The organism is Rhizobium moroccans (assembly GCF_057559155.1).
The window spans coordinates 53,337-74,424 of record NZ_JBHFJG010000003.1 but is presented as its reverse complement, the minus strand read 5'-3'; the positions used below and the strand labels follow the sequence as shown (position 1 = coordinate 74,424).

The following is a 21,088-nucleotide window of genomic DNA, read 5'->3' as shown; positions in this document are numbered from 1 at the left end:
GGGCTCACAGCGTCCGAAAAGTCCAATCTGATTCAGATGTTGGCGGCTTAACGCCGTTCCAGAAGGCGGCAGACTTCTTCCAGCTGCTCAAGCGTGCGATAGCTGATCCGCACCTGCCCACCCCCACCGCGATGATTGATCTTCACATCGAGGCCGAGCGAGTCGGAAAGCGTGCGCTCGAGAGCGAGCGTATCGGAATCCTTCTGTTCGGTCCTTCCCGCGGACGCAGGTTCGTTCTGCGCCTTGATATCGTTCTGCGCGAGCCGCTCCGCATCGCGAACCGACATTCCCTTGGCGACGATCGTGCGGGCCAGCGAAACCGGATCGGATGTGGTGATCAGCGCGCGCGCATGGCCGGCGGAGAGGCTGCCGGCGGAAAGCATATCCATCACCGGTGCTGGAAGCTTGAGAAGACGCAGGCTATTGGCCACATGGCTGCGGCTCTTGCCGATGATTTCGCCGAGATCGTTCTGGGTATATCCATGCTCGGCAATCAACTGCTCGTAACCCAACGCCTCTTCGACCGGATTGAGATCCGAGCGCTGAACGTTCTCGACGATCGCAAGCTCGAGCGCCGTCCGGTCGTCCACATCGCGCACGATGACAGGGATATCGATGAGCCCGGCGAGCTGGGCAGCCCGCCAGCGCCGCTCACCGGCTATGATCTCGAAGCGCTCGCCTCTGGGGCGCACCACGACGGGCTGAACGATCCCGTGCTGCCTGATCGAGCTTGCCAGATCCTGGAGCTCATTCTCGTCGAACTGCCGGCGCGGGTTCTTCGGATTGCGCGAGACATGTTCGATCGGCACAGCCCGATCGGGATTGACCGTCTGCTGCGGGCCGGTGTCCGCGGGAAGCGGCTGATCCATCTCCCCAATCAGCGCCGCTAGGCCGCGCCCGAGGCGCCGTTTCGAAAGATCGTCATTCATCGTGCTTCATCCGTCTCGTCTTATCTATCAGGCAGCCTTGCGTCTGCGCTCGCGCTGGATCACTTCGGAAGCCAATTGAAGATAGGCCTGACTGCCTGCGCATTTCAAATCATAGAGAATGGCCGGCTTGCCATAGGAAGGGGCTTCGGAAACGCGAACATTTCGCGGAATAAGTGTATGATAGACCTTCTCTCCCAAATAAGTCCGCACATCGCTGACGACCTGCTGGGCAAGGTTGTTACGCGAATCGAACATCGTCAGCACTATTCCCTGGATATCCAGGGTCGGATTGACCGTCTGCCGCACCTGATTGACCGTTTCGAGAAGTTGGCTCAACCCTTCCAGGGCGAAGAACTCGCACTGCAGAGGGACAAGGATCGAATGGGCCGCCGCCATGGCATTCATGGTCAGGAGATTGAAAGAGGGCGGGCAATCCAGCAGGATATAGGAATAATTGCTCGCTGCTTCCGAATTCAAAGCGCGGCGCAGTTTGAAAGCCCTATCGGGTTGCTGGGCGATTTCGGATTCGAAACCGAGAAGATCCATCGTTGAGGGCACGATGGAGAGATTCGGAACGGCCGTTTCCAATGCTGTCTCGGTGACGTCGCTATAGCCCATCAGAAGATCGTAGGAGGAAAGTTTCCGATCCCGGCGATCGATGCCAAGGCCGGTACTCGCATTTCCCTGCGGATCCAGATCAACGATCAGCACACGTTCCCCGATCGCCGCAAGTGCGGTCGCGAGATTGATGGCCGTGGTCGTCTTACCGACACCGCCCTTTTGATTGGCAATGGTGATAATCCGGTTTTTTTCGAACATGCCGCACCTGACGACGTTGAAGTTACCTGCGCCGTAGGTTGCTTATCTCCAGAATCACGGAATCCGCTTCGACGGCGCTGGGATGTTTTATCAGATCAAACCCCCATCGACCACGTGCTTTCTCGACTTCAGCCGCGTAATCCCGCCCTTTATGGAAAAAGGCTCTTGTTTCCGTACCGATCATTCGCTGAGAAATATAAGCGAGAAGCTGGTTCAGCTCCGCCAAGGCGCGCGCGGAGATGCAGTCGCAGGCCGGAATGGAGACATCGGTGTCTTCGACTCTGACCGCGTGGACAGAACCTCGGGCACCAGTCTCGTTCAAGGCAACACGCAGGAACGCCGCCTTTTTCTGGTTGCTTTCGACAAGATGCACCCAGCCATCCTGCAATTCCGCAAGGAAAATGGCCGTTATGACCCCCGGAAAACCTCCGCCTGAGCCAAGATCCATCCATCGCAACGGCCGGGGAGCGAGCTGAAATATCTGGGCGCTATCCGCAATATGGCGCGTCCAGAGTTCATCCAGGGTGGAAGGAGCTACGAGATTTATGGACTTGGCCCATTTCTGGAACAATCGTGCAAAATGCTCCAATCGCTCCTGCGTTTCACGTGAAACACTCTTTCCGTTAAGTTGCATCAGGAGACTCGTATCGCGCGATCGGAGGTCATATCTGCTTTGCGCACCAGCGCCAGAATGAGCGCGAGAGCAGCAGGGGTCATCCCATCCACCTTCGCCGCTTGCGCCAGATTTTGCGGGGCGGCGGCTGTCAATTTCTGCCTGAGTTCGTTCGACAAGCCAGGAAGACCATTGAAATCAAAGGCTTGCGGGATAATACGCGCCTCGTCCCGACGAACGGTGGCGATATCGGCAGCCTGACGCTCCATGTAAACTGCATAGGAGGCCTCGATCTCCAGTGCCTCACTAACTTTCCCAGGAATCCGGCTAAGTTCTGGCCAGATTGTATTCAGCTGCGCAAAGCTAATATCGGGATAGGCGAGAAGATCATAGCCGGACCGGCGCTGACCATCCTGATTGAGCTTTAATCCATGACGGGATGCTTCGTTCGGCGTCAGGCTCAAGTTGTGGAGCGTCTCTCGCCCGGCATTCATCGAGGCTTCGAAGAGATCGAATTTTTCCCGACGGGCGGTGCCCACGATCCCCAATTGGATGCCGAGCGGTGTCAGCCTCTGATCCGCGTTGTCGGCGCGAAGGGACAACCGGTATTCCGCCCGCGAGGTGAACATCCGATAGGGTTCCGTGACCCCACGGGACGTCAGGTCATCGATCATAACGCCGATATAGGATCCGGCTCGGCTGAAGTGGTATGCCCCTTCACCGCTCGTGCTTCGCGCGGCGTTCATGCCCGCGACCAATCCCTGCGCCGCCGCTTCCTCATAACCGGTCGTCCCGTTGATCTGTCCGGCGAGGAAAAGTCCCGGTATCTTCCGGACCTCCAGGGCAGGGGTCAATTCGCGCGGATCGACGTGATCGTATTCGATCGCGTAGCCCGGCTGCTGGATCGCCACCTTTTCGAGGCCCGGTATGGTTCGGATGAAAGCTTCCTGAACGTCCTCGGGAAGCGATGTGGAGATACCGTTGGGATAGACGGTATGATCGTCCAGCCCCTCCGGCTCCAGGAAGACTTGATGACCGTCGCGCTCGCCGAAGCGAACGATCTTGTCTTCGATCGACGGGCAATAGCGGGGACCTACTCCCTCGATCTGCCCGGAATACATGGCCGAGCGATGGATATTGTCCGAAATGATCCTGTGGGTCGCATCGGTCGTGCGCGTAACGCCACATTCTATCTGCGGATTGGCAATGCGGTCCGTCATGAATGAGAATGGAACGGGCTCTTCATCGGCCGCCTGGCGATCGATGGAAGCCCAGTCGATCGTCCGCCCGTCCAGACGTGCGGGCGTTCCGGTCTTCAGCCGCCCGAGGCTGAGCCCGAACCGGGCCAAGGTTGAGGAAAGGCCGAGCGAAGGCTCTTCACCCACCCGGCCTGCCGGAATCTTCCTGTCACCGATGTGAATCAGGCCCCGGAGGAAGGTCCCCGTCGTCAAGACCGCGGCTCCGCAGGCAAAGCTCCGCCCGTCCTGCAGCGAAACCTGCGTCACCCGCCCGTTGTCGATCGAGATATCGAAGGCATCCCCCTCGATGACCGTCAGGTTTTCCTGGGCATCTATTTCGGCCTGCATGGCGATCCGATAAAGCTTCCGGTCCGCCTGGGTGCGGGGTCCGCGCACGGCCGGCCCCTTCTTGCGGTTCAGAAGCCGGAACTGAATGCCGGCCGCGTCCGCGACGCGCCCCATCAGCCCGTCCAGCGCATCGACCTCGCGGACGAGATGGCCCTTGCCAAGCCCGCCGATTGCGGGGTTGCAGGACATGACGCCGATCGTCTCTTTTTTATGGGTGATGAGTGCCGTCCTGGCGCCCAGCCGCGCGGCCGCGCTGGCTGCTTCGCAGCCCGCATGCCCACCTCCGATAACGATCACATCATAAGCCGTTGCCATGATCGGTCCTATCCGCGGCAATCACCCATGTTTCACGTGAATCACTTGCCGATACAGAATTGCGAAAAGATGACGTCGAGCAATTGCTCCACGTCCACCCGCCCGGTGATGCGGCCCAATGCGCTTGCCGCAGCCCGGAGGTTCTCGGCTCTTAAGTCGAGTTGGCTGCCATTTAGAGCTTCCTGGATCGAATTGGAAGCCTGTTTGAGAAAATCGAGATGACGGGCGCGGCTCGGCATCGTCGAGCCGGCCCATACGCTCCGGAGATTTCCCAGAATCCTCTCCCGAAGCCTCTCCAGTCCTTCTCCCGTATGGACGGAAAGGCAGATATCATAAGTATCGCTGCTCTTGTGCCGATCGAGCTTGCTGCCGATCCGGAGAACCTGTTTTCCTTTCGGTATGATGCTTTGTTCCGGATACGAATCGATCTCCTCTACCAGTAAAACGAGATCAGCTTCCTCCATCGCGCGCTTTGCGCGGCGAACGCCTTCCTGCTCCACCAGATCGCCTGTCTCACGCAGTCCCGCCGTATCGAAGAAGCGAACGAGATAGCCTTCCATATCAAGATCCACATGGAGGATATCGCGTGTCGTGCCGGCGATCTCAGTGACGATCGCCACATCCCGCTTCGCAAGCGTATTCAAAAGACTCGATTTTCCGGCATTGGGCGGCCCGGCGATCACCACCTTATACCCGTCGCGGATAATCTCTCCCGACTTCGACGAACCGATATGCTGCTCGATCTCATCGCGCAGGCGGGTCATATCGCTCCACACCTGCTCGGAAACAGAACCCGGTACATCGTCCTCATCAGCGAAATCGAGCTCGGCTTCGATAAGGGCACGCGCCCTCGTGAGGCGCTCCGCCCAACTGGCATAAAGCGCCGACTGGCCGCCGAACCCCTGCTCGACGGCAAGCCTCCTCTGCATTTCGGTTTCGGCAGCGATCAGATCACCGAGGCCTTCCGCCTCCACGAGATCGAGCTTGCCGTTTTCGAACGCCCGCCGCGAAAATTCCCCGGCTTCGGCCATCCGAAGCCCTTCCATATCTCCGAGTTCGGTAAACACGGCGGAAACCACCGCTTTACTGCCATGCAGGTGGAATTCCACGCAATCTTCACCCGTAAACGAATTGGGAGAAGGGAAGATCACCACAAGCGCCTGGTCGAGCAGCAGTCCGTTACGGTTGCGAATCTTTTTCAGCTGCGCAAGCCGCGGCGCCGGCAGCACGCCCGCAAGCGCTTCAGCCGCTGAGAAGGCGGTAGGGCCGCTTATACGGATCACGGCAACGCCGGCGGGTAGGTTACCGCTGGAAAGAGCGAATATCGTATCGGCGGAGCTGACCATGATTTTCGAACCGTTAAATCAAAAAGCGCCCGACCAGTGGCCGAGCGCTTCGTAGAAAGCGGAATCCGGCTAAGGATCAGGTATTCATCGAGTCGAAGAAGTCGCCATTGTTCTTCGTCTGCTTCAGCTTATCAATGAGGAACTCGATCGCGTCGGTCGTTCCCATCGGTGCGAGAATGCGGCGGAGGACGAAAATCTTCTGGAGATCCTGGCGCGGCACCAAAAGGTCTTCCTTGCGGGTGCCGGATTTGAGGATATCCATGGCCGGGAAGATGCGCTTGTCGGCCACCTTGCGGTCCAGCACGATTTCCGAGTTGCCGGTGCCCTTGAACTCTTCGAAGATGACTTCGTCCATGCGGCTGCCGGTATCGATGAGCGCGGTCGCGATGATGGTCAGCGAACCGCCTTCCTCGATATTGCGGGCGGCACCGAAGAAGCGCTTCGGGCGCTGCAGGGCATTGGCATCCACACCACCGGTCAGAACCTTGCCGGAGGAGGGCACCACGGTGTTGTAGGCACGCCCCAGGCGCGTGATCGAATCGAGCAGGATGACGACGTCGCGGCCGTGCTCGACGAGGCGCTTAGCCTTTTCGATCACCATTTCGGCGACCTGAACGTGCCGAACCGCCGGCTCATCGAAGGTCGAGGAGACCACCTCGCCGCGCACGGAACGCTGCATATCGGTCACTTCTTCCGGGCGCTCGTCGATCAGAAGAACGATGAGATAGCATTCCGGATGATTGGCGGTGATGGAATGGGCGATGTTCTGCAGGAGAACGGTCTTACCGGTGCGCGGCGGCGCCACGATCAGCCCGCGCTGCCCCTTGCCGAGCGGTGCCACGAGGTCGATGACGCGGGCGGAAAGGTCCTTGGAGGTCGGAACGTCGAGTTCCATCTTGAACCGCTCGTTCGGGTAAAGCGGCGTCAGGTTGTCGAAGTGAACCTTGTGACGGATCTTTTCCGGGTCGTCGAAATTGATCGTGTTGACCTTCAGAAGGGCAAAGTAGCGCTCGCCTTCCTTCGGCCCGCGGATCGGGCCTTCCACCGTATCGCCGGTCTTCAGCGAGAAGCGGCGGATCTGCGAAGGAGAGATGTAGATATCGTCGGGACCCGGCAGGTAATTGGCATTGGCCGAACGTAAGAAACCGAATCCGTCCTGCAAGACCTCGACCACGCCTTCGCCGATGATCTCGACGTCCTGGCTTGCCAGCATTTTGAGGATTGCGAACATCAGCTCCTGCTTGCGCATCGTGCTGGCGTTCTCGACCTCGAGCGATTCGGCAAAGGTCAGCAAATCGGTCGGCGATTTGTTTTTGAGTTCTTGAAGCTTCATTTCAGCCATGAAGGGGGACCACATTGAGATTTTAAGGGGGAAGTCAGGCGTGTAGGGGAAATTCGCCACCGCGGAAAATGATCCGGGAGCGATGAGATTAACACGCATGCCACGAGATGAGATGGGGCGAAAATAGCGACTCATGGAAAGCGCCGCAAGAGGGGGAGGTGCAAATCTTCCTCAACAAACCGCAACAGATGAACGCTGTCAGAATGGTTTGACGACGACCAGGATCACGATGGCGATCATCAGCAGGGTCGGCAGCTCGTTCATCAGCCGCCAATGGCGCGCGGGTTTACGGGGGCCGTCGGCGGCAAAATTCCGCACCGCGCGGCTGAAGAACACATGCACGACTGTCATCAGGACGACGAGCCCGATCTTGGCATGCAGCCAGCCGCCGCGAAATCCGTAGACATCCCAGGCGAGATAGAGCCCGAACATCCAGGTCAGCATCATCGCCGGGTTCATGATGATCTTGAGCAGTCGCCGCTCCATCACCTTGAAGGTCTCGGATTGCTGCGAACCGGGCTCGGCATCGCTGTGATAGATGAAAAGCCGCGGCAGGTAGAAGAGGCCCGCCATCCAAGAGATCACCGCGATCACATGGAAGGCCTTGACCCAGAGATAGAAATTTTCCGGCTGCCAGAAATACAGCGCCGCCAGAATGCCCGCGAAAACCGCAAGTGCTGTGAAGGCGCGCGCCGAAGCCCGGCTGCCCGCCTTTTCCGATGTCTGTTTCTCGATCTCGGTCACGGCCGCATCCCCCGCACGCGCTCCACTAGCTCCGCCACATGAGCGGGATCGGCTTCCGGCGTGATCCCGTGGCCGAGATTGAAGATCAGCGGCCCGTTACCGAGCGCCTGCAGTATGGCATCGACCCCTTCGGTCAGCGAAACGCCTCCGGCAACCACCCGCATCGGATCGAGATTGCCCTGCACCGGCCCGTCTTTTTGAAGTTCAGCGGCAAAGGAAAGCGGAACGGACCAGTCGAGCCCGATCGCATCGGCGCCGGTCTTGCGGCGATAATCCTTGAGGTTCATACCGGCGCCCTTGGCGAATGCGATGACTTTCGCCTGCGGCCTGCGGTTCCGCACGATCTCGATCATCCGGGCCACGGGCTTGACCGCATAGGCCTCGAATTCCCGTTCGCCCAGTACACCCGCCCAGGAATCGAAAATCTGCACCGCATCGGCGCCGGCATCGATCTGCTCGATCAGATATTCGGCCGAAATCTCCGCAAGCAAGCTCAGAAGCTGTTCGAAAGCCTGCGGAAAGCGATAGGCGAAGAGACGGGCAGGCGCCTGGTCGGGTGTCCCCCGGCCGGCGATCATGTAGGTCGCGACCGTCCACGGTGCGCCGCAGAAGCCCAGCAGGGCGGTTTCTTCCGGCAGTTCCCTCCTCAGCCGCCGCACAGTCTCGATGACCGGAGCGAGATGATCCAGGACACCGTCACCCCTCAAGAGCCGGATGGCTTCCTCATCGATCGGGTCCATGCGCGGGCCTTCACCTTCGACGAAACGGACATTCCGTTTCAAGGCATCGGGAATGACCAGGATGTCGGAAAAGAGAATTGCCGCGTCGAAGCCATACCGCCGGATCGGCTGCAGCGTCACCTCAACGGCAAGCTCGGGAGAATAACAGAGATCGAGGAATCCTCCGGCCTTCGCGCGTGTCTCGCGATATTCGGGGAGATAGCGCCCCGCCTGTCTCATGAGCCAGATCGGGGGAGGGTTTACCGTTTTACCTTCCAGCACTTCGACGATCTTCCGGGGTGCGCCGGTCAATGTGTTCTCCCTAATTAAAAAAAGAAATTTGAATAGGTTTCTATTTCTTAGAGTCTGTGGGTAGCAAGGATTAAACGCAGCTCACAGAAAACGCGACGATCTGCCGCCATCGCCAGGGAAAGAGGAAAAACAATTCCTCAAGTTCTTCACTCTGTGGAGGAATTCGATTCCTCCCGGGATTCCAGAATGATGGCTATGCTGATAGTAGGCACTTGGCTGTGGAGAATATGTGGAAGAATTGAAAGCCACCTCGGTTAATCCCCGCAACTCACAAGAAGCCGAATTCCTCATGAACCGGAGCGCCGAATGTGGAAAAACAGGCAGTTTTCCCGCATGCTGAACTCCCGGCCTGAAACATCGTCCACCTCTCCCCGGTTTTCAACAAAGGGCAAGGATTAGCGTGGAGAACAAAAAAAACTTCTTCCATCTGCACCTCATTTCTGACTCCACGGGAGAGACTCTCATCTCCGCGGGGCGGGCTGCTTCCGTGCAGTTTCAAGCGTCCATGGCGATCGAGCACGTCTATCCTCTGATTCGAAATCGCCAGCAGCTCCTGGCGGTCCTGGATGCGGTGGATCGCGAGCCCGGCATCCTGCTCTACACCCTGGTCGATCAGGAACTCGCAGAGCTTCTCGACGGGCGCTGCCGCGAACTCGGCATTCCCTGCGTCAACGTTCTGGAACCGATCATGGCCACTTTTCAGGCCTATCTCGGTGCGCCTTCCCGCCGCCGGGTGGGCGCGCAACATGCCTTGAATGCAGATTATTTCGCACGCATTGAGGCGCTCAACTTCACCATGGATCACGATGACGGCCAGATGCCGGAGGATTATGACGAGGCGGATGTGGTGCTGGTCGGCGTCAGCCGTTCGTCGAAAACACCCACCAGCATCTATCTCGCCAATCGGGGCATCAAGACCGCCAATATCCCGATCGTTCCGGGCATGGAGCTTCCCGAAAATCTGTTCCGCGCCACGCGCCCGCTGATCGTCGGTCTGGTGGCGACGACCAATCGCATCTCCCAGGTTCGTGAAAACCGTGAACTCGGAACCACGCAAGGCTTTGACCGGCAGCATTATACGGATCGCGCCGCCATCAACGAAGAGCTGAAATATGCGCGCGCTCTATGCGCCCGCCACAACTGGCCGGTCATCGACGTCACCCATCGCTCGATCGAAGAGACGGCGGCGGCCATCGTTGCGCTGCGCCTGAAGCTGCGCTAAGCGAGACGATCATTCGAGGAGGGATATATAGTGAATCTGCCCATCGTGCTGGCGTCCTCCAGCCCCTTCCGTCGCATGCTGATGGAGAACGCCGGGCTGATTTTCGATGCCCGTGCCGCCGATATCGATGAACGCGCGATCGAGGCAGGTCTCGGAGATTCATCGCCGGATGAAATTGCCGCCGCGCTCGCGCTCGCGAAGGCCGAAGATGTCAGCCGGCACGTCCCCGGCGCACTGGTGATCGGCTCCGACCAGACCATGTCGCTCGGGGCTCGGGTCTATCACAAGCCGAAGAGCCTTGCCGAGGCGCGCGAAAACCTGCTCTCGCTCTCGGGAAAGACGCATCGCCTGAACAGTGCGGTCGCCCTGGTGCGGGATGGACAGATCGTATGGCGGCATGTCGCCCACGCGGATCTCACGGTGAGGACGCTGTCGGAAGATTTCGTCGATCGCTATCTCGCCAGCGTCGGGAGCAAGGCGTTTTCCAGCGTCGGCGCCTATCAGTTGGAAGGCAAAGGCATCCAGCTTTTTTCGGCGATAGAAGGCGATTACTTCACCATTCTGGGCCTGCCGATGCTGCTGCTTTTGGCAAAGCTCCGCGAAATCGGGGCAATCGATGGATGATTCACGTGAAACAATCATGGTTAAAGCATTCGTAACGGGCTGGCCGATCCGGCATTCGCGCTCTCCGCTTATCCATGGATATTGGCTGAAGCGGCTCGGACTTGAGGGTGATTATCGCGCCGAAGCGGTGAGCGAGGAGGATTTCCCGCGCTTCATCGAAAGGCTGAAAAGCGGCGCTTCCGGCTATCGGGGCGGCAATGTCACCATCCCGCACAAGGAGGCGGCTTACCGGCTTGCTGATCGGCCGGATGCGCTGGCGGAAGAACTCGGCGCTTCCAATACGCTGTGGATGGATGAAGGCCTGCTGCATGCGACCAATACCGATGGCCACGGCTTCGTCGCCAATCTGGATGACCGGCATCCCGGCTGGGATCGCGCGACCCGCGCTGTCGTACTTGGCGCCGGCGGCGCGAGCCGGGCGGTTATCCAGGCGATCCGCGATTGCGGCGTCGGCGAGATCCATGTGGTGAACCGCACGGTCGCACGCGCCCGGGAATTGGCCGATCGCTTCGGCCCGAAGGTTCGTGCCCATCCCACCGAAGCCCTCGGCGAGGTCATGGCGGGTGCCGGGCTTTTCGTGAACACCACGTCCCTCGGCATGGATGGCGGGGAAGTGCCGCATATCGATTTCTCGAGGTTGGCGGAAGGGGCGGTGGTGACGGATATCGTCTATGTGCCGCTGAAGACGCCGCTTCTCACCCAGGCGGAAGCGCAGGGCTTTGCGATCGTCGATGGGCTCGGCATGTTGCTGCACCAGGCAGCTCCCGGTTTCGAGAAGTGGTTCGGCGTGCGCCCGAAAGTCGACCAGGCGCTCCGCGATCTAGTCATTGCCGACATGGAAACACACGGATGATCATCATCGGCCTCACCGGATCCATCGGCATGGGAAAATCGACGACTGCGAAAATGTTCGCGGAAGCCGGCATTCCGGTGAACGATGCCGATGCGGTGGTGCACGATCTTTACCGCGGCGAAGCGGTCGGGCCGGTCGAGCACGCTTTTCCGGGAACGGTGAAGGAAGGCGTGGTGGATCGGCAGGAACTGAGCCGCCGGCTTGCCGGCGATCCGGCAGCTCTTCGCCGCCTCGAATCGATCGTCCATCCGCTGGTCCGAAAGCGGGAGGCGGAATTTCTCGCGCGTCACCGCGCTCTCAATTCCGACATGGTCCTGCTCGATATACCGCTCCTCTTCGAAGCCGGGGGTGAAGCGCGGGTGGACGTCATCGTGGTCGTCACATGCGATCCACAGATCCAGCGTGAAAGAGTGCTTGCGCGACCCAACATGACCGAGGAAAAATTGGACATGATTCTCTCCCGGCAGATGCCGGATGCGGAGAAGCGCAAACGAGCCGATTTCCTGGTCGATACCGGGCAAGGCATGGAAGCGGCCAGAGCCAGGGTGGAGGAAATCATCGCCGCCCTTCGGTCAGGCACAATGAGCGGGAAAGATCATGCGTGAGATCATCTTCGATACGGAAACGACGGGACTGGAATCGAAGTTCGACCGCATCATCGAGATCGGCGGCATCGAGCTCATCAACAATTTCCCGACCGGCAATGCGCTGCATCTCTACATCAATCCCGGCGATCGCAAGGTGCATCCGGATGCGCTTGCCGTACATGGGATCACCGACGAGTTCCTGAGGGACAAGCCGGCATTCGCCGATGTCGCCCACAAGATCGTCGAATTCTTCGATGGCGCAAAGTGGATCGCCCATAACGCCAACTTCGATATCGGCTTCGTGAATGCGGAGTTCGAACGGATCGGCCTGCCTCCGGTCACGATGGACAGGGTGGTGGATACGTTGGCGCTCGCGCGCCGCAAGCACCCGATGGGGCCGAATTCGCTCGATGCGCTCTGCCGGCGCTACGGCATCGACAATGCCCACCGCACCAAGCACGGCGCGCTCCTCGACTCCGAGCTTCTCGCTGAAGTCTATATCGAGATGACCGGCGGCCGTCAGGCGGCGCTCGGCCTGACGGGTGTCGAGCAGTCGGCGACCGTGATCGAAATCGAGGAAATGGTGATCGGCGCCACCGGCCGTCCCCGCCCGCTTGCCCCTCGCCTTACCGAAGAGCAGCTCCAGGCGCATCAGGCGCTCGTCGCATCCCTCGGGCAGAAAGCCATCTGGGCGAAATACGAGACCGTGGAAACGAAAAACCCGGACGTTCAAGTCCGGGCTTCCTGAAGCTTTCTGTAAAAGAAGGCGCCGCTTAGCTGTTCAGCGGCTGAACCTTGGCGCGGGCCTGTTCTTCGGCCACGCGGCGGGCGAACATCTGCGCGAAGTCGATCGGGTCGATCAGCAGCGGCGGGAAGCCGCCATTACGCGTCACGTCGGCGATGATCTGCCGCGCGAAGGGGAAGAGAAGCCGCGGGCACTCGATGAAGAGCACGGGCAGCATGTGTTCCTGCGGGAAACCGGAAATGCGGAAGACGCCGCCATAGACGAGTTCCACGGCGAAGACCACCTTGTCGTCTTCCTTGGCCTCGGCATTCAGCGACAGAACCACGTCGAAATCCGTATCCGAAAGCGGATTGGCGTTCACATTCACATTGATGTTGATCGCCGGGGCCTTGTCACGGGCCTGCAGGGAGCGCGGCGCGCCCGGATTTTCGAAGGAAAGATCCTTGGTATATTGCGCAAGGATGTTGAGCGACGGGCTTGCTGCTTTGGTGTCTTCGTTGGCCATGAGATTCCTCGCGACTTTGAATTTTGAGGCGCTCTAGCATTTCGGCCCCGGCCTTACAACCCTTGCAGCCGCAGCCAGCGGCATGGGTGTTATTCTTCCTCCCGCTTCCGCTGGGACCAGGGCGAGGATGAATTGGGATCACGCGTGTAGTCCTCTTCGTCGAGATCGACGACGGGCCCTGGGCCGACCTTGCCGGAAGGCTCGCGCGTATGGCGGTAGCTTCCTCCGCCCGAGGGGCTGACGATGACGATATGCCGGCCGATCGCAGACCAGACCAGACGCCGCACGAACGGGATGAACAATGCAAGCCCGATGATGTCGGTGATGAAGCCTGGAAGCAGCAGCAGGATCCCGGCCACCACGATCATCGCCGCATCCACCAGGGTTTCGCCAGGCAGGCGGCCCTCCCGGCTCTCGGCGGAAAGCTGCCGGAGAATGTGGAGCCCCTGGCTTCTGAGCAGAAGCGCGCCCGCAACGGCCGTCAGGATCACCAGTCCGAGGGTCGCCCAAAGCCCAAGTGCCCGGCCGACGACGACGAACCCGGCGATTTCGGCCAGCGGTAGTCCAAGCAGGATGAGCGGCACGATGAATAGACGCATGTGTTGGTCGTTCCTCCAGGTAATCGGCTCATAACAGCATCGCCATTTGAATGATTGGCGGATGCGGACTATATGAGAAAACACGCTTTAGATTTAAACGGCAATTGCGGGTGAAGATGGGCTCGAACGACTTTATAACTCTCTTTTTTCTGGTCGCGGCAGTTCTTATCTTCCTGCAGCTACGCAGCGTGCTGGGCCTGTCTCTTATACACATCTGCCGCTCGATCCGTTCAGCCCTCGCGATGTCGCAAGGGCTCCGGGCGGTGATGACGGCAAGGTCGTGACGCTGCCTCGTCGCGATGCCCAGGAGGAGGAGGAGCGTTTCTCCGATATCGATACCTTCGCCAAGCCCGGCACTGCGCTCAACGCGTCGCTGCGTGATATTGCCAAGGCCGATCCCTCCTTCAAGCCGAGGGAATTCCTGAACGGCGCGAAGATGGCCTATGAAATGATCGTCATGGCCTTTGCCGATGGTGACCGGAAGACCTTGAAGGGCCTGCTGTCGAAGGAAGTTCATGACGGCTTCGACGCGGCGATTTCGGAACGCGAAGCGAGGGGCGAGGTGGTGAAGTCCACCTTTGTCGGCATCGAGAAGGCCGATATCACCAATGCGACGATCAAGGATTCCGAGGAGCAGGTGACGTTGCGCATCATCAGCCAACTCATTTCCGCGACCTATGATAAGGCCGGCACGCTCATCGAGGGTGACCAGGAGACGGTTGCGGAGGTCACCGATATCTGGACCTTCGCACGCGACATTCGCTCGCGCGATCCTAACTGGAAGCTGATCGCCACCGAATCCGAGCAATGACCGCTGCTTTGCCGGATTTCGCGCTTCATTCGGTTTCCTTTTCCGATCTTGCGGGATGGCAAGACGACGATCCCACGCCGCTTTTCCCCGGCCTTCGCGCCTGTCTGGAACATATCCGTTCCGTCAAACCCTATCGCATCGGCTCTCTCGGTTTGACGAGCGCCGATCTCGAGCCGCTGCTGGAAGCCGCATCCGTTTTCCAGCCTCATGATGCTGCCTCCGCCCGCGCCTTCTTCGAAGAGCACTGCACACCGTTCCTGATCAACCGCGGGGATGCGCGCCGCGGCTTCGTCACCGGTTTCTACGAGCCGGAAATAGAAGTCCGCGAGACGCGCGACGAGGTCTGGAGATTTCCCTTCTACCGTCGCCCTGACGATCTGGTCGACCTCGACGAGGCCAACCGACCTCATGGCATGGACCCTTCCTACGCCTTCGGGCGGCAGGAGAACGGCATCGTCACGCCCTATCCGGATCGCGAGGCGATCGATCGTGGTTTTCTAGAGGGGCGGGGACTGGAAATCGCCTGGGCGAAATCGAAGGTCGATGTCTTCTTCGTGCACATCCAGGGCGCGGCACGGCTGAAATATCCTGATGGCCGCTCATGCCGGGTCACCTATGCGGCCAAGGCTGGCCATCCCTTTTCGCCGATCGGACGCCTGCTGATCGATCGCGGCGAGATCGATGCCGCCACCGTTTCCATGCAGAGCATTCGAGCCTGGCTGGCGGAGAATCCGGCTAAGGTCGATGAGGTCCTCTGGCATAACCGGTCCTATATCTTCTTCCGGGAAGCGGAAGTCGACGATCCGGCGCTTGGGCCGGTCGCCGCGGCCAAGGTGCCGTTGATACCGGGCCGGTCGCTGGCGGTGGACCGGTCGATACACACTTTCGGTTTTCCCTTTTTCATCCGCTCGGAAACACTGACCCATCTCGATGCCGGCAAGCCCTTTGCGCGGCTCATGCTTGCGCTCGATACCGGCTCGGCGATCGTCGGGCCCGCTCGCGGCGATATATTCACCGGCTCGGGCGACGCCGCCGGCGAGGCTGCCGGCACGGTGCGCAACGAGGCGGATTTTTATATTCTTGTCCCGAGAGTGGCGGCAGTCAGGTTCGGCGCATGAAGAGCGGTCGCAAATTGGATCCGGAAGAGCGGATTCTCTGGGGCAAGGTTGCGAAGAGCACGCATGCCCTGCCGGGCCGCATGAAGGAAATCCTCGAATTTGAGGAGGAACTGGCAGCAGAACGCGCCGCGGCGGAGGCCGTCAGGCCGAAGCTCGCGCATCCTCCCGAAGAGCAGGCTCTTGCGCCGCCGGTTCCGCGGCCGAAACGCTCGGCCGGCACCCACCATCCGCTAGAAAGACCGGTGAAGAAGAAGCTTGCCAAGGGCCATCTGCCGATCGAGGCTCGCATCGACCTGCACGGCCTTTTCCAAGGCGAAGCGCACGATCTGCTTCTCGATTTTCTCTTCCGCGCCCATGAACGGGGGCTGCGGCATGTGCTTGTCATCACCGGCAAGGGCAGTTCGCTCGGCAGCGAGGGCGCGCTTCGCCGTGCGGTGCCGTTATGGTTCTCCAAGCCGGAATTCCGCTTCCTCATCTCCTCCTATGAGCCGGCGGCGCGCCATCACGGCGGTGAGGGGGCAATGTATGTGCGCCTCGCCCGCCATAGGGGAGGGGAGCGCCCATGACACCTTTCGGGCAGGCATTGCGCGAGTTGAGAGCCCGCAAGGGCGTGACCCAGAGCGAGATGGCTCGGGCGATCGGCGTTTCGCCGGCCTATCTTTCGGCGCTGGAGCATGGCCGGCGTGGAAGGCCGAGCTTCGATTTCCTTCAGCGGGTCGCGGGCTATTTCAACATCATCTGGGACGAGGCCGAAGATCTCTTCCTCCTGGCCGAAGCCTCCCATCCCCGCATAGTGCTCGATACCGCCGGCCTGGGGCCGAAATACACCGCTTTTGCCAATCGCATAGCCCGCGAGATTCGCTCTTTGCCGCCGGATGTGATAGACGAAATGGAGAAACTTTTGGATAAGGCCTCTATCCGGCGCTGAGTTGCTGTTGCATCCCCTCCTTTCTGCCGCATTCGGCTGGTCTTAACCTTTAGAAATCGCCTTGGATTCCCTATATTCGAGAGTGAAAAAGGCTGGTGATTCGCTTGCGGCGATCGCCCCGCTCTCGATCAGATGGAAAGTTCTTTGATGACCGATACACCCGCGAGCCTGAACGACGCGAGCACAGAATACGGCGCCGATTCGATCAAGGTCCTGAAGGGCCTCGATGCCGTCCGCAAGCGTCCGGGCATGTATATCGGCGATACCGATGATGGTTCGGGCCTGCACCACATGGTCTATGAAGTGGTGGACAATGCGATCGACGAAGCTTTGGCCGGCCATGCGGACATCGTCACCGTCACTCTCAATCCGGACGGCTCGGTAACTGTGACCGACAACGGTCGCGGCATCCCGACGGCTATCCATAGCGGCGAGGGCGTGTCGGCTGCGGAAGTCATCATGACGCAGCTTCATGCCGGCGGAAAGTTCGACCAGAATTCCTACAAGGTCTCGGGCGGCCTGCATGGCGTCGGCGTCTCGGTCGTCAACGCGCTTTCGGTCTGGTTGAAGCTGCGCATCCGGCGCAGCGGCGAGATCCACGAAATGAGCTTCACCCATGGCGTGGCGGATGCCCCCCTCAAAGTGGTCGGGCAGTACGAGGGCCGTTCCGGCACCGAGGTTACCTTCCTGCCGAGTTCAGGCACCTTTTCCATGGTGGAATTCGACTACGGCACGCTCGAACATCGCCTGCGCGAACTCGCGTTCCTGAATTCGGGTGTGCGCATTCTGCTCACCGATAAGCGCAAGTCGGATGTCAGGCAGGAGGAACTGCTCTATGACGGTGGCCTGGAGGCTTTCGTCCGTTATCTCGATCGCGCCAAGAAATCCCTGGTCGATAAGCCGGTGGCGATCAAGGGCGAGAAGGACGGCATTACCGTCGAAGTCGCGCTCTGGTGGAACGACAGCTACCACGAGAACGTGCTCTGCTTCACCAACAATATCCCGCAGCGCGATGGCGGTACCCATATGGCCGGCTTCCGCGGTGCCTTGACCCGCCAGGTCACGTCCTATGCGGATAGTTCGGGGATCACCAAGAAGGAAAAGGTGACGCTGCAGGGCGAAGACTGCCGTGAAGGCCTGACGGCCGTTCTTTCCGTCAAGGTGCCGGACCCGAAGTTCTCGTCGCAGACGAAGGACAAGCTCGTCTCCTCCGAAGTCCGCCCGGTGGTCGAAAGCCTGGTCAACGAGGCGCTGAGCACCTGGTTCGAGGAGCATCCGGCGGAAGCCAAGATCCTGGTCGGCAAGGTGGTTGAAGCCGCCGTCGCCCGCGAGGCCGCTCGCAAGGCCCGTGAGCTCACCCGCCGCAAGGGCGCTCTCGATATCGCCTCGCTTCCCGGCAAGCTCGCCGATTGTTCGGAACGCGACCCCGCCAAATCCGAGCTTTTCCTCGTGGAGGGCGATTCCGCCGGCGGCTCGGCAAAGCAGGGCCGCTCGCGCGAGAGCCAGGCCATTCTGCCGCTGCGCGGCAAGATCCTCAATGTCGAGCGCGCCCGCTTCGACAAGATGCTGTCCAGCCAGGAGATCGGCACGCTGATCACCGCGCTCGGCACCTCGATCGGCAAGGACGAATTCAACGCCGACAAGCTGCGCTACCACAAGATCATCATCATGACGGACGCTGACGTCGATGGCGCCCACATCCGCACGCTGCTGCTCACCTTCTTCTTCCGCCAGATGCCGGAGCTGATCGAGCGCGGCCACCTCTTCATCGCCCAGCCGCCTCTCTACAAGGTCAGCCGTGGCAAGTCCGTCCAGTACCTGAAGGACGAGAAGGCGCTGGAGGAATATCTGATCAGCGCCGGTATAGATGAAGCGCGCCTGACGCTCGGTTCCGGTGAGGTCCGGGTCGGTCAAGATCTGCGAGAAGTAATCCAGGATGCGCTTCGCCTCCGCACGCTGCTGAGCGGCCTGCATTCCCGCTACAGCCGCTCGATCATCGAGCAGGCGGCCATTTCCGGCGCACTCAACCCGGAGCTCACCGACAATCGCGAACGCGCCCAGCAGACGGCAGATGAAGTAGCCCGTCGTCTGGACCTGATTGCCGAGGAGACCGAGCGCGGCTGGTCGGGTCACGTCACCAGCGAAGGCGGCCTCCGCTTCGAGCGCATGGTGCGCGGGGTCAAGGAAGTTGCGGTTCTTGATGTCGCCCTCATCGGCTCGGCCGATGCGCGCCATATCGACCAGATGACCCGCCGCCTGCAGGAAATCTATGCGAAGCCGCCCGTTCTTGCCCGGAAGGAAGGCGAGCAGGAAATTTCCGGCCCTATCGCTCTTCTGGAAGCCATCTTCGCATCCGGGCGCAAGGGTCTGTCCATGCAGCGCTACAAGGGGCTTGGCGAGATGAACGCCGAACAGCTCTGGGAAACGACGCTCGATCCGAACGTCCGTTCTCTCCTGCAGGTGAAGGTGAACGATGCCACCGATGCCGATGGCCTCTTCTCCCGCCTGATGGGCGACGAAGTGGAGCCCCGCCGTGAGTTCATCCAGGACAACGCGCTGAGCGTCGCAAACCTCGATATCTAATCGAGTCGGGTTTCACGTGAATCCGCCGATCGGAGGATTCACGTGAAACGGTGCGCTCCGCTCAATCGGCGGCGCCCATGAACCTTCCCTCGAAGGCCACTTCGGCAAGCGGCTTGCGCTTGCTCGGAACCTCGCGTTCGCGAATATCCTCCGGCAGCGTGTCCTTGTCGGCGAGATGGCCTATCGCGGCTGCGGCCTCCACCCGGTAGCCATCCGGAACGCCGAGCACTTCCATCGCCTTTTCGCGGCTCATGCCCTCCATGCCATGGGCGTAGAGGCCGAGCTTCATCGTCTGCGCGGCGAGCGAGAACCATGCCGCCCCGGTGTCGAAGGCGTGGGTATGGGCGTGTCGCCGCTCGCCCGTGGAGGAGACGCGGTAGGTCTTGGAGATCAGGATGATGAGGGCGGACGCGTTCTTCGCCCAGCGCTGGTTGCTTTCGACGAGGATATCGAGAAGCACGTCGAAATCCGGCGTCCCCTTGAGCGCATAGACAAAGCGCCATGGCTGGCCGTTGCCGGAAGAGGGAGCCCAGTGGGCCGCATCCAGAATGGTCAGCATCGTCTCTTTGGTTATCGGCTCGCCGGTAAAGGCGCGGGGCGACCAGCGCTTCAGGAAAAAGGCATCGATCGGATATTCGGATTGGCGGCTGTTGGCGCTGGTCATGAGTTTCCTTGCAAGCTCGAACACTATTGTGGAGAGCGGCAGGATAAGCCAGGCGGGAGAAAAATCGAACAGAGATTGTCGATGCTGCCGCATCGGGTGCCTTTGATAAGCACGGGAACCGGGTGCGTCCGGGCAGTCTCTTGCGCGCTGGAGGAGTGCTGAGCCGACAGCAGGCGCAGAAGGTTGCGCCTGAATCCGGCTAATGTCGTCTCAGAAAGCGTTGGCGATCAGCTTCAGGACGAAGACCCAGAATACCAGGCAAGCCGTGATCATGCCGATCCACACCGGCACGAAAATGTGCAGGGGGTATCTTTCGATCCGCGTGTCCTCGATCGCCATCCGGTGGTTCGGGCGTGCTCGAGAAGTCTTGCTAAGTTCCGCGATGGACATGACCGCACCTGCCTTTCTGCCCTTGGGCATCTCTAGATGAGGCTGCGCCGGTCGCGACAAGTTGAGTTCGCATCGGTCCGGCAGCCCCTAGATGCCGCCGGAAGGGGAATAAATCACGCCGAATTGGTTCCGTTTCGGTGGGGTTTGGGCTGCCGGTCTGGCGACGCGTCCTATCTATCGGAAAAATAAAGGAGAAAAGCTCCCGGATCGGAAGCGATTTTTCCCAGCCGATCGACCGGCCGATGTCCGACAGACCTTATGACCGAGAATCGGTGAGATATCCGGGAACCGCCGAAGCTGCGGTATCCAGGGTCCGTTGGGGGAATGTCGGCTGCCTAATGATGGGGAGTTGCGGAACGGAAGGGTGACGACTGGCGGGCAGTCACCCTTCCGGCCGCTTGCTGCCCGGAAAGCTGAAACAGTCGGGCAGAAGCTCTGGCGCCCTGATTTGAGGGGCTTTGCTCGAAAACCCGCGCCATATGCAGGCAAACCGCGGAAACTTCACCAGGGATCATTCCCAATCTGGAATGACTTTGATCATTTGTGGAGCGTATCTCCTCTATCTCCTTGAGAAAGCTCGCCGGATTTCCTTCCGGATTGGAAATGATTTCTCCGCGGTGCGCCTGTCTCCGCAGGTGGAATCCCGCCGGAAGGGGAACGGTTACGCCCGCAATTGGTCGTGACAAGCCAAAAAGGATCGTCCATAACGCCACCTGTCTGACAATCGGAGGAGT

21 protein-coding genes and 1 pseudogene are annotated in these 21,088 nt (G+C 60.1%); 10 read left to right on the top strand and 12 right to left on the bottom strand.

Annotated features, from left to right (window positions below; genetic code table 11):
• Positions 1 to 47: 47 nt before the first annotated feature.
• The 8 genes from ACE04I_RS03155 to hemE form a co-directional block, all read right to left on the bottom strand.
• Positions 48 to 929 carry a ParB/RepB/Spo0J family partition protein gene (locus ACE04I_RS03155; RefSeq protein ID WP_487206602.1) on the bottom strand — a complete coding sequence of 294 codons (882 nt, stop codon included), beginning with the start codon at positions 927 to 929 and terminating at the stop codon, positions 48 to 50.
• 27 nt (positions 930 to 956) lie between these two features.
• Positions 957 to 1,748 carry a ParA family protein gene (locus tag ACE04I_RS03150; protein ID WP_487206601.1) on the bottom strand — a complete coding sequence of 264 codons (792 nt, stop codon included), beginning with the start codon at positions 1,746 to 1,748 and terminating at the stop codon, positions 957 to 959.
• Between the two features lie 22 nt (positions 1,749 to 1,770).
• Positions 1,771 to 2,382, bottom strand: coding sequence for a 16S rRNA (guanine(527)-N(7))-methyltransferase RsmG (gene rsmG, locus ACE04I_RS03145; protein ID WP_487206600.1), 612 nt, complete (start codon positions 2,380 to 2,382; stop codon positions 1,771 to 1,773).
• Positions 2,382 to 4,262: a tRNA uridine-5-carboxymethylaminomethyl(34) synthesis enzyme MnmG gene (gene mnmG / locus ACE04I_RS03140; RefSeq protein WP_487206599.1), complete on the bottom strand. Its 1,881-nt coding sequence runs from the start codon at positions 4,260 to 4,262 to the stop codon at positions 2,382 to 2,384. The genes rsmG and mnmG overlap by 1 nt, the downstream gene beginning before the upstream one ends.
• 41 nt (positions 4,263 to 4,303) lie before the next feature.
• A complete protein-coding gene (mnmE, locus tag ACE04I_RS03135) occupies positions 4,304 to 5,608 on the bottom strand; it encodes a tRNA uridine-5-carboxymethylaminomethyl(34) synthesis GTPase MnmE (RefSeq protein WP_487206598.1) in 1,305 nt (434 codons plus the stop codon).
• A gap of 76 nt (positions 5,609 to 5,684) precedes the next feature.
• Positions 5,685 to 6,950, bottom strand: a complete 1,266-nt coding sequence (rho, locus tag ACE04I_RS03130; protein WP_137326768.1) for a transcription termination factor Rho — start codon at positions 6,948 to 6,950, stop codon at positions 5,685 to 5,687.
• 198 nt (positions 6,951 to 7,148) lie between these two features.
• Entirely contained in the window at positions 7,149 to 7,685 is a 537-nt protein-coding gene (gene hemJ, locus ACE04I_RS03125) for a protoporphyrinogen oxidase HemJ (protein ID WP_487206622.1), read from the bottom strand.
• A 5-nt stretch (positions 7,686 to 7,690) separates the two neighbouring features.
• A complete protein-coding gene (gene hemE / locus ACE04I_RS03120; RefSeq protein WP_487206597.1) occupies positions 7,691 to 8,725 on the bottom strand; it encodes a uroporphyrinogen decarboxylase in 1,035 nt (344 codons plus the stop codon).
• A 400-nt stretch (positions 8,726 to 9,125) separates the two neighbouring features.
• Between hemE and ACE04I_RS03115 the strand changes: the two genes are divergently transcribed.
• The 5 genes from ACE04I_RS03115 to dnaQ are packed head-to-tail and all read left to right on the top strand — an operon-like array spanning position 9,126 to position 12,759.
• Positions 9,126 to 9,947 (top strand): pyruvate, water dikinase regulatory protein, encoded by an 822-nt coding sequence (locus tag ACE04I_RS03115; protein WP_137326769.1) that lies wholly within the window; start codon positions 9,126 to 9,128, stop codon positions 9,945 to 9,947.
• A 30-nt stretch (positions 9,948 to 9,977) separates the two neighbouring features.
• Positions 9,978 to 10,571 (top strand): Maf-like protein, encoded by a 594-nt coding sequence (locus tag ACE04I_RS03110; protein ID WP_487206596.1) that lies wholly within the window; start codon positions 9,978 to 9,980, stop codon positions 10,569 to 10,571.
• Positions 10,564 to 11,424, top strand: a complete 861-nt coding sequence (locus tag ACE04I_RS03105) for a shikimate dehydrogenase (protein ID WP_487206595.1) — start codon at positions 10,564 to 10,566, stop codon at positions 11,422 to 11,424. Before ACE04I_RS03110 ends, ACE04I_RS03105 begins: the two co-directional genes overlap by 8 nt.
• Positions 11,421 to 12,029: a dephospho-CoA kinase gene (coaE, locus tag ACE04I_RS03100; RefSeq protein ID WP_487206594.1), complete on the top strand. Its 609-nt coding sequence runs from the start codon at positions 11,421 to 11,423 to the stop codon at positions 12,027 to 12,029. Before ACE04I_RS03105 ends, coaE begins: the two co-directional genes overlap by 4 nt.
• Positions 12,022 to 12,759: a DNA polymerase III subunit epsilon gene (gene dnaQ, locus ACE04I_RS03095; RefSeq protein ID WP_487206593.1), complete on the top strand. Its 738-nt coding sequence runs from the start codon at positions 12,022 to 12,024 to the stop codon at positions 12,757 to 12,759. Before coaE ends, dnaQ begins: the two co-directional genes overlap by 8 nt.
• Positions 12,760 to 12,784: 25 nt before the next feature.
• Here dnaQ and secB read toward each other — a convergent pair whose 3' ends face one another.
• Both secB and ACE04I_RS03085 read right to left on the bottom strand, forming a co-directional pair.
• Positions 12,785 to 13,261 (bottom strand): protein-export chaperone SecB, encoded by a 477-nt coding sequence (gene secB / locus ACE04I_RS03090; protein ID WP_046796705.1) that lies wholly within the window; start codon positions 13,259 to 13,261, stop codon positions 12,785 to 12,787.
• A gap of 89 nt (positions 13,262 to 13,350) precedes the next feature.
• Entirely contained in the window at positions 13,351 to 13,860 is a 510-nt protein-coding gene (locus tag ACE04I_RS03085; RefSeq protein WP_487206592.1) for an FxsA family protein, read from the bottom strand.
• Positions 13,861 to 13,976: 116 nt separating this feature from the next.
• Between ACE04I_RS03085 and ACE04I_RS03080 the strand changes: the two are divergent.
• The 5 genes and pseudogenes from ACE04I_RS03080 to gyrB all read left to right on the top strand — a co-directional run bounded on the left by ACE04I_RS03080 (position 13,977) and on the right by gyrB (position 19,300).
• Positions 13,977 to 14,671 (top strand): annotated as a pseudogene (locus ACE04I_RS03080) (Tim44/TimA family putative adaptor protein).
• A complete protein-coding gene (mltA, locus tag ACE04I_RS03075; RefSeq protein ID WP_487206591.1) occupies positions 14,668 to 15,789 on the top strand; it encodes a murein transglycosylase A in 1,122 nt (373 codons plus the stop codon). Before ACE04I_RS03080 ends, mltA begins: the two are co-directional and overlap by 4 nt.
• A complete protein-coding gene (locus tag ACE04I_RS03070; RefSeq protein WP_487206590.1) occupies positions 15,786 to 16,355 on the top strand; it encodes a Smr/MutS family protein in 570 nt (189 codons plus the stop codon). The genes mltA and ACE04I_RS03070 overlap by 4 nt, the downstream gene beginning before the upstream one ends.
• Complete coding sequence (locus ACE04I_RS03065) at positions 16,352 to 16,717, top strand: helix-turn-helix domain-containing protein (protein ID WP_046796700.1); 366 nt, start codon at positions 16,352 to 16,354, stop codon at positions 16,715 to 16,717. Before ACE04I_RS03070 ends, ACE04I_RS03065 begins: the two co-directional genes overlap by 4 nt.
• A gap of 147 nt (positions 16,718 to 16,864) precedes the next feature.
• The gene (gene gyrB / locus ACE04I_RS03060) at positions 16,865 to 19,300 is read left to right on the top strand and encodes a DNA topoisomerase (ATP-hydrolyzing) subunit B (protein WP_046796699.1); all 2,436 of its coding nucleotides are present in this window, start codon (positions 16,865 to 16,867) and stop codon (positions 19,298 to 19,300) included.
• A gap of 61 nt (positions 19,301 to 19,361) precedes the next feature.
• Here gyrB and ACE04I_RS03055 read toward each other — a convergent pair whose 3' ends face one another.
• Positions 19,362 to 19,964: a nitroreductase family protein gene (locus ACE04I_RS03055; RefSeq protein ID WP_487206589.1), complete on the bottom strand. Its 603-nt coding sequence runs from the start codon at positions 19,962 to 19,964 to the stop codon at positions 19,362 to 19,364.
• A gap of 210 nt (positions 19,965 to 20,174) precedes the next feature.
• Positions 20,175 to 20,354, bottom strand: a complete 180-nt coding sequence (locus ACE04I_RS03050) for a hypothetical protein (RefSeq protein WP_487206588.1) — start codon at positions 20,352 to 20,354, stop codon at positions 20,175 to 20,177.
• Positions 20,355 to 21,088 lie beyond the last annotated feature (734 nt).

Excerpts from the sequence above, each read along its gene's own strand:
- ACE04I_RS03155 (WP_487206602.1), bottom strand. The coding sequence starts at position 929 with ATGAATGACGATCTTTCGAAACGGCGCCTCGGGCGCGGCCTAGCGGCG.
- ACE04I_RS03105 (WP_487206595.1), top strand. The coding sequence starts at position 10,564 with ATGGATGATTCACGTGAAACAATCATGGTTAAAGCATTCGTAACGGGC.
- ACE04I_RS03050 (WP_487206588.1), bottom strand. The coding sequence starts at position 20,354 with ATGTCCATCGCGGAACTTAGCAAGACTTCTCGAGCACGCCCGAACCAC.
- ACE04I_RS03070 (WP_487206590.1), top strand. The coding sequence starts at position 15,786 with ATGAAGAGCGGTCGCAAATTGGATCCGGAAGAGCGGATTCTCTGGGGC.
- ACE04I_RS03065 (WP_046796700.1), top strand. The coding sequence starts at position 16,352 with ATGACACCTTTCGGGCAGGCATTGCGCGAGTTGAGAGCCCGCAAGGGC.
- coaE (WP_487206594.1), top strand. The coding sequence starts at position 11,421 with ATGATCATCATCGGCCTCACCGGATCCATCGGCATGGGAAAATCGACG.
- gyrB (WP_046796699.1), top strand. The coding sequence starts at position 16,865 with ATGACCGATACACCCGCGAGCCTGAACGACGCGAGCACAGAATACGGC.
- rho (WP_137326768.1), bottom strand. The coding sequence starts at position 6,950 with ATGGCTGAAATGAAGCTTCAAGAACTCAAAAACAAATCGCCGACCGAT.
- secB (WP_046796705.1), bottom strand. The coding sequence starts at position 13,261 with ATGGCCAACGAAGACACCAAAGCAGCAAGCCCGTCGCTCAACATCCTT.
- mnmE (WP_487206598.1), bottom strand. The coding sequence starts at position 5,608 with ATGGTCAGCTCCGCCGATACGATATTCGCTCTTTCCAGCGGTAACCTA.
- ACE04I_RS03055 (WP_487206589.1), bottom strand. The coding sequence starts at position 19,964 with ATGACCAGCGCCAACAGCCGCCAATCCGAATATCCGATCGATGCCTTT.
- mltA (WP_487206591.1), top strand. The coding sequence starts at position 14,668 with ATGACCGCTGCTTTGCCGGATTTCGCGCTTCATTCGGTTTCCTTTTCC.
- ACE04I_RS03150 (WP_487206601.1), bottom strand. The coding sequence starts at position 1,748 with ATGTTCGAAAAAAACCGGATTATCACCATTGCCAATCAAAAGGGCGGT.
- mnmG (WP_487206599.1), bottom strand. The coding sequence starts at position 4,262 with ATGGCAACGGCTTATGATGTGATCGTTATCGGAGGTGGGCATGCGGGC.
- rsmG (WP_487206600.1), bottom strand. The coding sequence starts at position 2,382 with ATGCAACTTAACGGAAAGAGTGTTTCACGTGAAACGCAGGAGCGATTG.
- ACE04I_RS03085 (WP_487206592.1), bottom strand. The coding sequence starts at position 13,860 with ATGCGTCTATTCATCGTGCCGCTCATCCTGCTTGGACTACCGCTGGCC.
- dnaQ (WP_487206593.1), top strand. The coding sequence starts at position 12,022 with ATGCGTGAGATCATCTTCGATACGGAAACGACGGGACTGGAATCGAAG.